Origin of the sequence: Achromobacter ruhlandii (assembly GCF_902859695.1) — a bacterium.
Lineage (GTDB): Bacteria > Pseudomonadota > Gammaproteobacteria > Burkholderiales > Burkholderiaceae_B > Achromobacter > Achromobacter ruhlandii.
This window is the reverse complement of the sequence record NZ_CADIJL010000031.1, coordinates 1-15,194: the sequence shown is the minus strand read 5'-3', so window position 1 is coordinate 15,194 and position 15,194 is coordinate 1. Positions and strand designations below refer to the sequence as shown.

Here is a 15,194-nt window from a genome sequence, read left to right as displayed (position 1 = left end):
CAATTTCGCTTATACAAGCGTTATCTCGCCGCGCTCAGCTACCTCGATACGGCCAACGGCCAGATGCAGGCTCAGAAGTAGATAAACGGCCACGCTCTCCGTTTGGGCCGATGCGATCGATCATGTGCAGCGAGTAAATGCCTCCCGCAAAGCAAGACCCAGCTCCATGTCGCTGGCAGTCTGCGGAACGATTACTGGGACAAGATCTAAATTTGTACGCACCGTGAAGCCGTTCAACCCTTTGCGGTGAGTCGGCTGGAATTCGATTCCCTCGCTCATCACGGAGACCGGACAAAACTTCATGCTCTTATATAAAGCCCGCTTGCCCGTATACCCAAACTTTCGCATCATCAAGGAGCTTTCTTCCTCCCCCATTCTTTTAAGCTCACCAGAATTAATCAGTTGACTCACATACTCTCTAGGTACAGCTCTGCTCGCAGCAAGAGCCTGCCTAACAGCGCGGCCCAGCACTTCGTCTTTTTCGTCCGGAGGCAGAAATAGTCGAACCCCCTCCGGATCGCCAATAATCATCAATTCAACGGCCTGGGAACTAATTTTGTAAAATCTATCATTTGAATACACGATGGCGTGCGGGGCAAATTTCTGCATATCCATTACCTCATCTTAGTCACAACGACATTTATGCCAAACTGTTTTGCATATTCAATGGTTTTCGCGATGGCTGAAAACTGTTCAGCCGTCGTACTCGCCGGGACAGCAAGATGCATCTCGCGTCCGGTAAAAGAACTTGAACTGATGATATTATTATCTACGCCATCTCTCGTGAAATTCACCATATCATCCACATAGTTGTTGAGTTTTCTTGTAATTGCCGCAGGTTGTTGATAGGTTTTTGCCGTTGTATCCAGCGTTTTTGTGCTTATAGCGATTCCGTCCGGGGTAAGATGATCAAAGGTTGAGAAATTGCTTTTGACCGCGTTTAGATCGCGTGATCCCGGCGGTAATTTCGCCTGAACGAAAGCTTCGAATGGCTTGCCTTGCTGTTCGATCCCCTTCCCCCATTGCATCCCGATCTCGCTCATCGAAACTGTACCGCCCAGGCCTTTGCCTTCAGCCTTCAGCAGTTGAGCGCCAAGCTTCATGACGTCCAGGGTCTTGGCGCTTACGTTGATGCCTGCCTTTGCAAGTGCAATTCCCCCCTTTGCCGCAGTACCGACACCCGTCACTGCGGTGCCAACCTGCCACGCCAGATTGCCGAGGTCCTCGCCAAGTTGAAGGGCATGGTCGGTGCCACCAACCTCAATGGCCTGACGCATCCGAGTGATCTTCGCGTCGAATTCGGCGACCAGCGAGTCGCCGAGTTGTTTCCGCATATCAGGATCGGTGATGAGCTCCTTGATTCCGTTCAATCCCGCGATCGGGTCGGACAGGAATGCCGCAAGACCCTTGACGTCATCCCAGCCCGCCAGGGCGAGACCTTTGCCAATGCCGGCAGTCGTCAGCACATCCTGCTTGCCCGATATGTAGACCCATTTGCCCTGAATCTTCAGGTACTCAAGCATGCCGTCGGCGGCCGCGAGTTCCTTGTTCATCTGGACGATCTGCTGGGTTGCCAGCCAGTTGTTGTCCACCGCGGTTGCCGCGGCGGTCGATGCCGGGGCTGCATCCAGGCCGCCTGCCGCACCGATGCCTGTCACGATGCTGACTATGAGATTGCGTTTGGCTTCGCGCTCAGTCGCTTTTTCATTGGGTGTCGTTTCGCCGAACAATCCTGTCAGAAGACTGCTGGCCGATGCTCCCAGCGCGGCGCTAGTGCAACTCTGGCTACTCGCCGCGGCGCCGGCGCAGGCCACTATCGCGTGCATCGACGCATGCAGCGCACTGCCTTCGGTCAGCGTTCCGTTGGCGACCAGTTTGCCGACGTAGCCCGCCCCCTGTTGCTGCACGTAGTTGACCAGCATGTTCTGAGCGAACTGCGAAGTCGTGCCAGTAACGTTGCCGCCAGCCGCAGCGGTAAGGGCGGCAGCAATCTGCCGGTACGTGCCGCCCGCCCCCCAATTGGCGTCAATGTTTCGTGCTTCGGCGTAGCTTGCCGCTGCCTGATCCCTGAGAGCCTGCCGTTGAGCATCCGAAAGACCATTGCCGGGGTCCGCGGCCATTGCTTCAGCTGCTTTGGCTTCGCTGACTATGACATCGGCCTTCTTCGCCATATTGTTGAGCAGCGTGCCGGTTTCCCGCGTCAGCGCCCCCACGATCTCGAAGCCTGCCCTGATCTCCTGCTCGTTGAAGATGGGTTTGAGAGCGTTGGCGCCGTCCTGTCCGGTGAACACGTCACGGTTCAGTCCGGCCATCATTTCGTCGACCGACCTGCCCGACAGGGCCTGCTGAGCGGGTTCGTTGGCGATCGTTACGCGCGCCCCGCTGATACCGCTGCGAGTTGTACGGGTACCGTTGCCGCTGGCGGCCATGACAACCGGCGGACTGGCGCTGAAGTTGCCCAGGGTCGGCAAGGTACTGCCGGGCACCTGGCCGCCGGTGGCGGCCTGCCCCTGCTGGTTGGTACCCACACCGCCGCCGGGGCCGGCTTCCTTCCTGTCGCCATTGCCACTGCTGTACCCGCCGCCAACACTGATGCTGCTGGCGGAGTATTCGGCGTGGTTGCTGATCTCACTCGTGGTGAGTGTGCCGGTGGTCAGCGTGTTCAGACCATCCCTGACCGCCTGTTCGGACGACGTGATGGCGGCTCCCCTGAGGTCGGTGTTGTCCCTGGCTCTTATCTGGAACCCGCCCGCGCCGGCTTCGATGCGCGACTGCTCGGTGACGCTGGCATAGTCGCTGTGTATCTTCTGCTGGCTGAGGTTTACGCTGCCCGAGAAGCCCGCGCCCACGGTCACGCTGCCGCCAACGTTGGTGTCTTTGCTCCTGAAGGTACTGGTGTCCTGCAGGCTCTCGATGCTGAGGTTGCCGCCTACGTCGGCCACCACCTGCCTGCCGCTGGCGACCGCGCCGCGCAGGCGGGTGTCGCCGCCGGATCCCAGGATCAAACGTTCGCCGGCTGTTACGTGGCTGTTGGTCCAGGTGACATCCTTGCCTTCTCCCTTACCTCTGCCAATGCTGGCGTTCGCCGTGACGCCCATGGCGGCGCCGCCCTGGCCGACAGAGATCGCCACACCCACTCCCGCGCTGGAGTTGCTGCTGGTTCGGCGGGTTTCAATGATGTTCTGCGCCGCCAGCAGATTGATATCGCCATCGGCCTTGAGCACCGCGTCCCCGCCCGCGCGGATGTCGCTGCCGCGCACGGTCAGGTTGGAATCCGGGCCGCCGCTGGCGTCGATGCGCACATCGCCGCCCGCAGCCACGGCTGAACCGGCGGCCGTATCGGTGGTGGCGGTGGATTTGCTGTCGCTTTTACTGGCGCCAACGGTGATCGAGATATTGACGCCGCCGGCCGACTGCGGGTCGGCCTGGACCGCATCGTAGGCGTTCTTGGCCGCCAGCCCCGTGGCCGCGCCTGCCAACACCTGCATACGTCCGTCATTCGTCTGGCCGGCAGCGCGCTTCATCTGCCCGGCGGTCTCAATGGCCGACAACGCCGGCGCGGAAATCGCCACGGTCAGGCCGGACTGGCGGAACTTGCTCTGTTCCACGCGCTTGCCGGTTTCCCGCGCGTCGACGATATCGACCTTCTTGGCCTGGATATCGATGCCGCCCTTGGGCGCCAGGACATGGCTGCCGGTCTGCTGGTAGTGGCCGTCCGCCGCCAGGGTCACGTCACCGGCCGTGGAACCCACGGTTGAGGCCGCCGCATGGGTACTGGCGTCCCGGCGGTCGCCGCTTTGCATCTGGCTGCCGATGGTGAAGGCGAGCCCCCCGTTGTAGAGGAAGCCGCTTTTCCGGTTTTCCTTGAAGTGGCTTTCCTGGCTGGTTTCGGAGGCGGCCAGGAGGGTCAGGTTGTTGTTGGCCACGATGGCCGTGCCGGCATCGGAGACGACGTTGCTGCCGGTGATGGTGACGTTCTCGCCCCGGATGGCGACGGTGTTGCCGCTGAAGGTGCTGGATAGCGCCGTGGTCTCTTCCAGGCTGTCGTGGGTCGTCTTCGTGCTGGAGCCCAGCAGGCTCTTGGACGAATGGCGATGGCCTTCGGCCCAGTTGCGGTTCGCTTTGCCTGCCAGGATATTCACGTCGCCCCGCGCAACGGCAATCAGGGCTCCCTGCTCGCTGGTGACAGCGCCCGCGGTGCTACTCAGATCGCGGCCAGCCTGCAGGCGCACGTCGCCGGCCGTGGTGATGGTGCTGCCGACATCCTGCTCGTAACCCTGCCTGAGATAGTTGCTGGCATCGCGTACGTTGTTCTCCTGCTCGGCAATGGTGACGGTGCCCAGCGTCAGGTCCCGGCCGGCGACCATGGCGGTCTGACCATCCTTGCCGCGGTTGCCGACCCGGGCCGCGATCAGCTTGGCGTCACGCCCCGCCGAGGCCAGCAGGAGGCCATTCGGGTTGGTGACGTAGAGACCGGCCACGCGATCCAGGTTGGTCCGGCTGAAGTCGCTGCGTCCGGCCCGCGTGGCGCCGCCGCGAGTGGTGCTGACCACGTTGAGGTCGCGTCCGGCACCGAGCCGCAGCGTAGAACCGGCATCCAGCGTGCCGCCGATACTGTCGATGTCGGCGCGGGCGCTGAGCGCCACGGCATCGCCGGTGATGCGGCCGCCGAGAATACGCAGGTTGTCGCCGCTGAGATTGACCACCGCGCGTCCCGCAATGGCGCCGGAATTAACGAGATCGCCTTTCAGGTTGAGATCGATGGCGCTGGCGGCCAGCAGGGTGCCGTTGCCGTCGATGTCGCCAGGTTGTACGCGGACGTAGACCTGCGGCGCCAGGGCGCGCGTGATACTGCCGTCGGCCAGCGTCACGTCGCGTTCGACCAGCCAGACGATATCGCTGGTGAGCTGGGCCATCTGCCTGGCGCTGAGCGCCACGCCGGGACGCAGATTCCATTCCTTGGCGTAGGTGACGCCTGCATCCAGCAAGGCCTGGTACTGCGCGTCGTCGCTGGCGTAGTTCGCGAGGAATCGGAGGCCCGTCAACTGGCCTATCTGGTCGCGCACCAGCTTCTGTTCGTAAAAGCCATCGCCCAGCCGCTTGTGCACCGCGGCCGGGTCATGGCCGAGCTGTGACAGCATGTAGTCGGAACTGAGCCAGTTGCGGTAGTCGGCGAAGCGCGGGTCGGTTTCGATGAGGTAGCCGGCGGCGTCGGGGCCAGTGCGGAACAGGCTGTTGGCAGGTGCGGCTGTGTCGATCTGGACCGTACGAATGATCGTCACCGCGTTGCTGTTAGCACCTGTCACCCCCTGTGCGGGGCCCCGGACGGGAGCATTGAGGTCTGTGACGTGTGGGCCCGTGACAGTGGCGGGACTGTCGACGTTGTTTACGCCAGCCCGGACTTCCGTTATCTGTCCAGGGCCGATAGTGCCCGTGGCACGGACGAGGCCGCCCTCGATGGCGCCGCCGAGCTGATGGTCCCGGCGGTCAGTCACCGTCAAGCCGCTGCCTGCGCCTGCGGCGTGTTGCGCGACGCTTGAAACATTGAGGTCGAACGTTGTCGCAATGTCCTTGGGGGCGTAGGCAATCTTTCCGCGCCATTTGCGCTGGTGGTAGCGTCTACCGCCACCGCGCCACCTTGAGTAGGTGTACTGGCTGGTGCCGGTCTGGTGGATTACATGTTCGCCAACGGCGGCTACATTGTCGAGGCGATCCAGATCGCCCTGCAGAGTGCCGCCGGCGGCAATGCGGCTTTTGTCGTTGACAAGCCCGTCACCGCGCAGGGTCATATTGCCGCCCGCGCGGATGAGCGCCGGCGCGCTTTCGATCACCTGCGTTTGGTACTCGGTCTGCTTTACGTCGTATTGGGTCCAGTCGTGAATCTTCGCGCCGGTTTCCCTGTGGCGATAACGATTGGCGTGGCTCCAGTGCTCCCAGCGGTATTCGCTGGCATCGTGTTTTTCGGGATCGCCTTCAGGCTGGATGTAAAAATACCTGGTCGGGCCGCTGATCCGTGCCAGCTCCGTGCGGAAATGCAGGTTGCGATTAAGCAGGCGAGCGCTGTCGATGGTCAGCCCCCCCAGCGATTCGATGGTGGCGCTGTCGTTGAGGATGAGACTGGCGCGGCCAGCCGCCTGGGTGTCCGCGTCCAGCGTGCCGCCGATGTTCAAGGCATCGCTGCCGCCGCCCGCGCTGAATATCAGGGCATGCTCGCGGTTGTCGAGCGTGCTGGCGCCGATATCCAGCCGGCCGCGCGCGGCGATGACGGCGGCGCGGCCGCCTTCCTCGCGGTTGATGACCGTGCCCCCCTTGATGGCCAGGTGGTCGCCATGGATGCGGCCGGTGCCGACGTTGTCGAGCGTGCCGGCCTCGATCCGGGCCTGGCCGCCGTCGATGAGGCCACGGTTGGTCAGGGTGTCGAGCGCGACGACCGTGGCGCGGCCCGCGCTCATTTCGCCGGTGGCGGTGTTGTCGACGTTGGCGCCGCGCGCTTCGAGGTCGCCCGCCCGAAGCAGGCCGCGGTTGGTCAACAGGCCGGCGGTGCTGATGCGCGCGCGACCGTTGGCGGTGATCTCCTTGAGGTTGGTGAAGTCCTGCTGGAGGATGAGGCTCGAATCTCCCTTGGACAGCAGGCTGCCGTCGCCGCCCAGGCTGTCCGCGGTGACGCTGAGCGACTTGCCCGCCAGCAGCGTGCCGAGCGGGTTGAGCGCCCGGTTGACCCCCACCTCTATGCCGCCGCCGGCGGTGACGGTGCCGCGCGTGTTGTCCAGGACGCTGTCCGTGCCCGCGCCAAGGATCCCGACGTGGGTGTCGGCGACAATGGCGCCGGCGGTGTTGTCGATGCGGTTCGCGGACAGGGCCACGCTGTCGCCCTGCAAACCGAGGGGCTTGTTGGCCTGCGCGCCCTGCGTGTCGCGGTTGAAAATCCGCGCGGCGCTGACCGTCAGCCCGTCGCCGGCGGCCATCAGGCCAGCGTTGTTGTCCGCCACGCCGGATAGGTGGACGTTCAGGTCCCGGCCTGCCCGGACCCGGCCGCCACCGTTGCTGAGCGCGGCGCCAGCGATATCGACATGGGCATTGCCGCCCAGTTGGCCGGCAGTGTTGTGGATGCCGCCGCTACGGATGAGGGCATCGCCCTGGCTGTGCACGATGCCGCCGCGATTGTCCAGGCTGCCGCTGGCAAGCGCCAGCGCGTCGCCGCTGAGCATGCCGCCCGTGTTGCCGGCGCCGGAGTTGGCCAGCGACTGGCCGTGAGTGTCCACGCGCATCCCTTGCGCCGACTGCAACAGGCCGCCAGCGTTGTTCAGGACGCCGCTGTCCGCGCTGAGTGTGCCGCGGGTGCTGGCGATGGTGCCGCCGCCATTGTCGAGCGAGCCCAGCCGGGTATCGACTTCGACATTGGCCCCGAGCACCGTGCCACCGGCATTGCCGAGCCCCGCCGCGGCCACGCGGACATCGCCGCCGCCTTGCAGCGTGCCGCCTGCGTTCTCGATACGGCCCTGGGTATCCACGTTGAGCTTGCCGTCGGTGGAGACGATCAGGCCGGCGTCACGGTTGACCAGCGTGCCCGCCCTGACGGCGAGGTCTTCGGCGCTGACCAGCTTGCCGCCCCGGTTGTCCACGGCCTCTCGGACAATGGCGGTCAACGGGCCGGCGGCATTGACCGCGCCGCCACGGTTTTCCAAGGAGCCGGCGCTGACATCGGCCTTGCCGGCGCTGGCAACGAGGCCATCGTGCCGGTTGTCCAGCGTGCTGCCGATGTACACGGCCAGGCCGGCGGCACTGGACGTCTGCACCTTGCCGCCCAGATTGGCCATTTCGCTCGCCGTGACGATGGCGGCGCCGGCCGCGACCAGGGCGCCACCGGTGTTGTCCAGCATGCGCGTCACATCGATGCGGGTCGCGGCATCGCCAGCCGCCCGCACCGTGCCGCCACGATTGATGAGCGCGCCAGCCTGGAGCGCCAGCGCGCCGTTGCCGGCCAAGGCGCCGTCAGTGTTGTCGAGTCGGTCAGTGACGGTGAAGTGGCTCGCGTCCGTGCCGGCGGCCGATACCGTGCCGCGGGCATTATCGAGAGACTTGGCGCGGAGATCCACGGCGCCGTTGCCGGCGATAGTGCCGTCGCGGTTGTCCATCGCGCCGCGGACCGTGAGTTCCAGCGGCTGGCCGCCGCTGGCCGCGAGCGAGCCCTTGGCGGTGGTCAGCGTGCCGGTGTTGACGGTGATGGCCTTGGCCCGCGTGGTGGCGCCGGTCAGGTCGGTCGTTTCGCCTTTCAGGCTCAACGCGCCGTGGCTGGCAATCGTGGCGTTCTCGCCGCGCAGCGTTTGGGCCTGGATGTCGAGGCGGCCGTCGCCAACTTCCAGGATGCCGCCCTCCGAATTGCGGAGGGCGCCGGCGCGAATGTCCAGGTCGGCATTGCTGGCGAGCGTGCCCCCGTTGCCGTTCTCGAACATACCGGCCACGTCGATGCGGTTGGCCTGGTTGCCGCCGGCGAAGAGCTTGCCGCCACGGTTGTCGAATGACAGTGCAGCGAGGTCGATCCGGGCGGCGCTGAGCGTGGCCTTGCGATGGTCGCCGTCCCCCAGGCGCAGGGTGGCGGCGCCGGCCGTGGCCGTCTCGCCGCCCACGCCGCTGAACGCGCCGGCATTGACCTGCAGGCCTCCTTCGCCGGCATGGGTGATGTGGCCATCGGTGTTGACCAACTGGCCGGCGTCCAGAGTCAGGCGCTTCGCATTGCTGGCCAGGGTGCCCTCGCTGTTGTCGAGTTGCCCCTTGACCTTGATGTGGGTGTCGGCCTCGTCGCTGTGCTGGAAGATGCCGGCGCGGTTGGAGAAGTCCTGCGCGCTCAGGGCAACGGGACCGGCCAGCTGCATCAGGCCGGCATCGTTGTTGAGTTGGCCCGCCGCGATGCGCGCCTCGGCGACCTTGAATTCGCCCTTGCGGTTGCCGAGGTCGCCGCCGCTCACGTCGAGCCGCCGCGCGCCAAGATGGCCGCCATCGTTGTTAAGGCCTGCCCTGGCCGTCACGTCGATATCGCCGCCGGCCAGGATGCGACCGCCGTCGTTGTCCAGCGCGGACGCGATGTTCAGCACGCCGCTGGCCAGCGGCGCGACGCCGGCGCCGGGCTGGCCGCCGTCGCCGGTGCCGCCCGCTTCTACGCCCGTGGCGCTGCCATTGCCCGTGTTGCCGCCGTTGTCCGGCGTGGCGCCGGTATCGGCTGCCGCCAGCCCGACACGGCCTCCATCGCGATTGCTCAACCGCGCGGCGCGCAGCGCCATGTCCTGTGTGCCGGTCTGCTCGATGGCGCCGCCGCGGTTCTTCAGCGACTGGGCGTTGGCCTCGATACGCCGTGCATTGAGCGTGCCGTTGCTGTTGTCGATGTCCTTCGGCGTGCTGACCGCCAGTTCGCGGCCGGCGCTGACCGCGCCGGCATTGGCAAGGCCGCCGCTCGCGTCGATGCGGGTGTCGGTCCTGGCCTGCATCGTGCCGCTGTTTTCCAGGCGGCCATCGGCGGTGACGACCAATTGACCGGCCTGCGCGCCGAGGGTGCCGGCGTTGCGCACGCCAACACCGTGCTCGGTGCCCACCAACACGATTTTCTGGCTGTACATGCCGCCGAGCGCGCCTACGTCCAGCGCGAAGGCCGGCGCATCGCCGCTGGCGGCGGTGTTCTGCACCTTGCCGTGGTCGGCGCTGACCTCGTTGGTCCCGGTGGTGACCTGGAGTTGCCGCGCCCAGATGCCGGCATTGGCCTCCACGGAACGGGCGATCAGGTCCGTATAGTTGATGGCGCTGGCGTCCATGCCTTTGCCGTCGACCCGGATGGCGCCGCCTGCCACGCGATAGCCTTCCAGCGATCCGCCGTTGATGATCGGCTTGCCGGTGGTGAGGGTGGCGCGGTCGGCGTTGATGAAGCCGCAGCCGTCGCAGGAAATGCCCGCCGGGTTGGCGATGACCAGTTGCGCGCGGTCGCCGGCCACTTCCACGTAGCCGCGCAATCGGCTCGGGTCGCTGGCGTTCACTTCGTTGAGGATGACGCGGGCGGTGCCGCGCGCCAGCCACGGGTTGCCTTGTACCCAGCCGCCCAACTGCGTCTGCGTGTTGACGCGCGCGTTGTTGAGGATGGCGCCCTGCTGGTCGACGTCGAATTGCCTGTAGGTATTGCGCGAGACGCCAGCGGCGCTCGGCGTCTGGATGTTCACCAGGGGCACGCCGTTGGCGGCCTCCAGCACTGTCGGGCGCTGATTGCCGGGAGCGCCGGGGTCGGCGACGACCTGGGCGTTCGCCAGCGGCACGATGACGGCTTGGCCGAACGCGAGCGCCAGCGCAACGCGCAAGGGCCTTACTGTGGCAAGGAACCTGCTGCCGGCGGCGGCGACATATGCGCGGCTCGCGCCCGGCCCATCGCGGCGGGCAATCTCCGCGACGACCTGGAACAGGCCCAACGCCCGGTTGAAAACGACGCGATAAAAGTTCTTGTTCATGTCATCACTGCCCTTGCCTGCGCGGATTCAGCAGGACCAGCCAAGGCTGAAGCCGACGGTGAGCGCGTCGGTCTTGAAGCCCTTGGGCCTGGAGAGCGGCGTACCGGCGAAGAGGTCCCAATGGAATCCCTTGGCGCCGCCGCGCAGGCCAATGACCGAGCCGGCCAGGTTGCGGCCCCGCAGCCAGCGCGTTGACGGGCCGCCGACGTGGCCGTAGTCGGCGCCGAAATAGAGTTCCTGGCCGGCGCCAAGCAGCAGACCGAATTCGTTGCGCCAGACCCAGCCGCGCTCGCCCATCAGGGTCAGCTCACCGTCGAAGCCGCGCACGCTGTAGCGCCCGCCGATCGAGAAGCGATCCTGGGGCACCAACGGCGTGCGGTCCCATTGCGCCCGCCAGCTGCCGATGTAGCGGGCACGTTGCGACCCGAGCGACAGGGGAACCATGAGCTGGGCGTCGGCGGTGATGACCTTCATCCGCGAAGTGCCTTCGCCGAAGTCTTCCTCGGGCGCGGCCATCGCGTTGAAAGCACCGGTGCCGCGCCGGTAGGCCAGGCTCGCATCGAGCGTGCTTTCACCCAGGTATTCCCGGTGCGTCAGGCCCAGCTCCCAGCCGCCGGCGCGGCGGCGCTGGACCTCGATTTCCGTATCGTCGATGAAGTTGCTGGACCGGCGCAGCCAACCGCGGCCGTAGACGGCGGTCTTGCGCGTGGCATCGCGATGGACAAGCCGCGACAGGCGCAGCTCGGCGTTATGACTGGCGCCGCTGTAGACATAGTTCTGGCTATAGCCGGCGACCGCCTGGCGATACCCGTAGCCGCTGGCCGTGGCGCTGAGCGACCAATAGCCATGGGGCAAGCTGTAGTGCGCGGTGTAGCCCCTGGTGCCCTTGCGGCTGCCGTTGAACACGTCATGGCTGAGGTTGACGTAGAACAGGTCGTTCAGCATGAGGAGGCCGTCAAGGGAGACGGTCAACGCACCCTGGCGCTTGCCGGTCGCCTTGCTGCCGGCGTCATCCAGGGATGCGGACACGCGGATCGGGGGGGAGCGCTGCCGCCAGGCGATGACCAGGTCGCTTTGGCCGGGACGGGCATCTTCGCCATCGGCGGGGACGATCTGGGTGTCAGCCTCCACCGTCGGCACGCGCTTGAAGTTTTCCAGCGCCTGTTCGATATCGCGCAGATTGAGCAGGTCGCCACGCCCGACCGGCACGGCATTCCAGGCGGTGGCCGCGCGCGAAGTACCGGGCGCGAAAAAAATGGCGTGGATGCGACCGGGCACGACGGTAAGCGTCAGCGTGCCGCTCGTCAGATCCTGGGGCGCGGCAAGGATGCGAGTGGTGACGAAACCCCTCGCAACGACGGCGTTCTGCACGCGCGCCATGACCACGCTGATGCCCACGGCGCCAAGACAGCGCCCCGTGGCGGCGTCGCTCTCGGGGTCGGCGGCGCGCAAGGCCCAGAGAAAGCGCTGCGCGTCTTCGCCATCAAGACGGATACGGCCAATCGGAAAGCATGGCGTCTCGTCCCGAGGCAACAGGTCCGGCGACGGCGCGTGCGGCGACCGCGCCCGTACATTCGGCGCGGCTTCCTGCTGTTTGCGCAATATCCTTTCGCGCTCCTGCTGACGCAGCAGTTCCTGCGCGGCGCCAGCCTGCGTCTGTGCGGACGCCGACACCATGAACAGCAGCAGGCTGAACGAGATCCACGCGTGCTGCCACAACCAACCGACCATCCTCCCTCCCTATGTCTCCGTGCGCAGGTGTGCTTCGGGATTGGATGGCGGTAAGGCGGTTATGGGGATACGGCGAGCTGGTTTGTCAGACCAGGCGTTAGCCGTCACTAGCGATCTCGGATCACCTAACCTATCGGCGGTAAACGGCTGCCGCGCCGCAGGCGTCGGGCACGGCAAAGGAAAGCGACCCTCAACAAAAAAGCGCCCGAAGGCGCTTTTTTGTTGAGGGCGAAGCCCCGGTCAGCCGCGGCCGACGAACGGCATGTTGGTCGCCATGATCGTCATGAACTGCACATTGGCCTCCAGCGGCAGGCGCGCCATGGCGGCGACGGCCTGCGCGACGTGGGCGACGTCCATGCGCGGCTCGACCTTGGTGCTGCCATCGGCCTGCAGGATGCCGGCGGCCATGCGTTCGGTCATGTCGGTGGCGGCGTTGCCGATGTCGATCTGGCCGCAGGCAATGTGGTAGGGCCGGCAGTCCAGCGAAATCGACTTGGTCAGGCCGGTCACCGCGTGCTTGGTGGCGGTGTAGGCAATCGAGAACGGCCGCGGCGCATGCGCCGAAATCGAACCGTTGTTGATGATGCGCCCGCCCTGCGGCGTCTGCGCCTTCATGACCCGGATGGCGGCCTGCGCGCACAGGAACATGCCGGTCAGGTTGGTATCGACCACCTCGCGCCAGACCGCCACCGGCAGTTCCTCGATCGGCATGGCCGGCGCGCCGCGCCCGGCATTGTTGAACAGCACATCCAGGCGGCCATATTCGCGCTGGGTGGTGTCGAACAGTTCGCGCACCGCCTGTTCGTTCGACACGTCGGTGGGCACCACCAGCGCCCGCACACCGTCCTCGCCCGCCGCCGTGCGCGTGGCCTCGAGCGGCTCGCGCCGGCGGCCGGCCAGCACCACGCGATAGCCTTGCGCCAGGAATTCCAGCGCCACCGCGCGGCCAATGCCGGTGCCGGCGCCGGTGACCAGCGCAACGCGGGGAGGGTCGATCTCGTTCGTGTGCATCGGATGCTCCTTGTTATCTGTCGGCGAAATGCTACCCGAATCATTCTGGCGATGGTGCAAGCGAACGTTCCATTCGCGACACCCGGCTCTCGGCCGGACAGAGGAGAAACCGGCGCCCGGGCCGGCGGGCGGATGACGCGCCGTTGCGTTGCCCGGTCGCCCTGTTGCGAATTGAGCGCAGGCAAATCAAGGGATCGAGCTTTGATCTGTCACAAATTTCCATATAATTTTGGGAAATTAACTTATTACCAAAATTCCAATAATCTTCGGAGTTCGACCATGGCATCACTGCCCTATTCCGCCATTCGCTGGGCGGGCGCGCTGGCCTTGGGGGCCGGCGCGCTCGGCGCATTGTCCGGTCCCGCGCAGGCCGCCGCCGACGGGCGCCAGATCAGCACCCAGGGCGCCAACGGCGCGCCGGCCTGTGTGACCTGTCACGGCGCCAATGGCGAAGGCAATCCCGCCGCCGGCTTTCCTCATCTGGCGGGCCTGGGCGCCGCCTACCTGGCCGAGCAGCTCGACGCCATGGCCAACGGCTCGCGCGTGAGCCCGGTGATGGCCGCCACCGCCAAGGCGCTGGACCCGGCGCAGCGCCAGGCGGTCGCCGCCTATTACGCCGGCCTGCCGGCGCCGTTGAACGTCGACCGGCTGGCGGCCACGGCCCTGCATCCGGTCAAGCCCGACGATACCGGCGCCTGGCTGGCCACGCGTGGCGCATGGGACAAGAACGTCCCGGCCTGTAACCAATGCCACGGCCCGGGTGGCATCGGCGTGGGCGCCAATTTCCCCAGCCTGGCGGGTCAGCCCGCGGCTTACATCGCCGGCCAGTTGCGCGCCTGGCGCCAGGGCCAGCGTCCGCCCGGCCCGCTCGGCCTGATGCCGGCCGTGGCCACCCGTCTGACCGACGCCGAGATCGACGCCGTGTCCGCCTACTACGCGGGCCTGCCCAAGGCCGCCGACCTGCTTGCCGCGCAAGCCAACGCCGCCCCGGGAGCCAAGCAATGAATCCGATCCGCCACCCAATCGCCCGTCTCCTGCTCGCCGTCGCCGGAACCGGCGCGCTGCTGTCGGCCACGGCGGCCTTCGCCGCCGACACGCGTCCCGAATTCACGCCGCCCAGCGCCGCCTCGCTGCCCGACACGGAATTCGGCAAGATCGTGCGCCAGGGCGAGCAGATCTTCCTGCACACGCCGCAGAATGCCGGCAAGTTCGTCGGCAATGACCTGAACTGCGCCAGTTGCCACCTGGACGCCGGCCGCCGCCCCGATTCCGCGCCGATGTGGGCGGCCTACGTGCTGTATCCGGCCTACCGCGCGAAGAACGGGCACGTCAACACGCTGGCCGAACGCCTGCAAGGCTGTTTCCGCTTCAGCATGAACGGCAAGCCGCCGGCGGCCGACGACCCGGTGCTGACGGCCCTCCAAACGTATATGTTCTGGCTGGCCAGCAAAGCGCCCACCGGCGTGCCGCTCAAGGGCCAGGGCTACCTCAAACTGCCCAAGCCGGCCCAGAAGGCCGACTACGTGCGCGGCAGCGAGGTCTACGCGCAGTACTGCGCCGTCTGCCACGGCGCCGACGGCAAGGGACAGAAGAACGGCGACCACTGGGTCTTTCCCGCGCTGTGGGGGCCGGATTCGTTCAACTGGGGCGCCGGCATGCACCAGATCGGCAATGCCGCCGGCTTCATCAAGGCCAACATGCCGCTGGGACAGGCTGGCATGCTGAGCGACCAGGACGCCTGGGACGTGGCGTATTTCATGAACGCGCACGAGCGGCCGCAGGATCCGCGCTATACCGAGTCGGTGGCCAAGACCCGCGCCAAGTATCACGACTCCGAGGATTCGCTGTACGGCATCGAGGTCAACGGGCACCTGCTCGGCAGCGATTCGCCCGCCCCCGGCGGCAAGCTGGCGCAGGCGGCGGCGCGCTGACGCGGCCGCGCGCGGCGTCGGCCCGCCGGCGGGCCAG

Annotated in this window: 6 protein-coding genes; 2 read left to right on the top strand and 4 right to left on the bottom strand. The window is 66.3% G+C overall.

Annotated features, from left to right (window positions below):
• Positions 1-120: 120 nt before the first annotated feature.
• From HV742_RS25885 to HV742_RS25870, 4 genes are all read right to left on the bottom strand, one after another.
• The gene (locus HV742_RS25885) at positions 121-615 is read right to left on the bottom strand and encodes a contact-dependent growth inhibition system immunity protein (RefSeq protein ID WP_175142385.1); all 495 of its coding nucleotides are present in this window, start codon (positions 613-615) and stop codon (positions 121-123) included.
• Positions 615-10,484 (bottom strand): two-partner secretion domain-containing protein, encoded by a 9,870-nt coding sequence (locus HV742_RS25880; protein WP_175146712.1) that lies wholly within the window; start codon positions 10,482-10,484, stop codon positions 615-617. Before HV742_RS25880 ends, HV742_RS25885 begins: the two co-directional genes overlap by 1 nt.
• 27 nt (positions 10,485-10,511) lie before the next feature.
• On the bottom strand, positions 10,512-12,161 hold the full coding sequence (locus tag HV742_RS25875; protein WP_254601254.1) for a ShlB/FhaC/HecB family hemolysin secretion/activation protein: 1,650 nt from the start codon (positions 12,159-12,161) through the stop codon (positions 10,512-10,514).
• 294 nt (positions 12,162-12,455) lie between these two features.
• Entirely contained in the window at positions 12,456-13,226 is a 771-nt protein-coding gene (locus tag HV742_RS25870) for an SDR family oxidoreductase (protein WP_049073504.1), read from the bottom strand.
• Positions 13,227-13,505: 279 nt separating this feature from the next.
• Here HV742_RS25870 and HV742_RS25865 point away from each other — a divergent pair, with 279 nt between their 5' ends.
• Both HV742_RS25865 and HV742_RS25860 read left to right on the top strand, forming a co-directional pair.
• Positions 13,506-14,231: a c-type cytochrome gene (locus HV742_RS25865; RefSeq protein WP_068950312.1), complete on the top strand. Its 726-nt coding sequence runs from the start codon at positions 13,506-13,508 to the stop codon at positions 14,229-14,231.
• On the top strand, positions 14,228-15,157 hold the full coding sequence (locus tag HV742_RS25860) for a c-type cytochrome (protein WP_175146710.1): 930 nt from the start codon (positions 14,228-14,230) through the stop codon (positions 15,155-15,157). Before HV742_RS25865 ends, HV742_RS25860 begins: the two co-directional genes overlap by 4 nt.
• Positions 15,158-15,194 lie beyond the last annotated feature (37 nt).

Coding starts and splice junctions, on each gene's coding strand:
- HV742_RS25885 (WP_175142385.1), bottom strand. CDS start 615: ATGGATATGCAGAAATTTGCCCCGCACGCCATCGTGTATTCAAATGAT.
- HV742_RS25880 (WP_175146712.1), bottom strand. CDS start 10,484: ATGAACAAGAACTTTTATCGCGTCGTTTTCAACCGGGCGTTGGGCCTG.
- HV742_RS25875 (WP_254601254.1), bottom strand. CDS start 12,161: ATGGTGTCGGCGTCCGCACAGACGCAGGCTGGCGCCGCGCAGGAACTG.
- HV742_RS25870 (WP_049073504.1), bottom strand. CDS start 13,226: ATGCACACGAACGAGATCGACCCTCCCCGCGTTGCGCTGGTCACCGGC.
- HV742_RS25865 (WP_068950312.1), top strand. CDS start 13,506: ATGGCATCACTGCCCTATTCCGCCATTCGCTGGGCGGGCGCGCTGGCC.
- HV742_RS25860 (WP_175146710.1), top strand. CDS start 14,228: ATGAATCCGATCCGCCACCCAATCGCCCGTCTCCTGCTCGCCGTCGCC.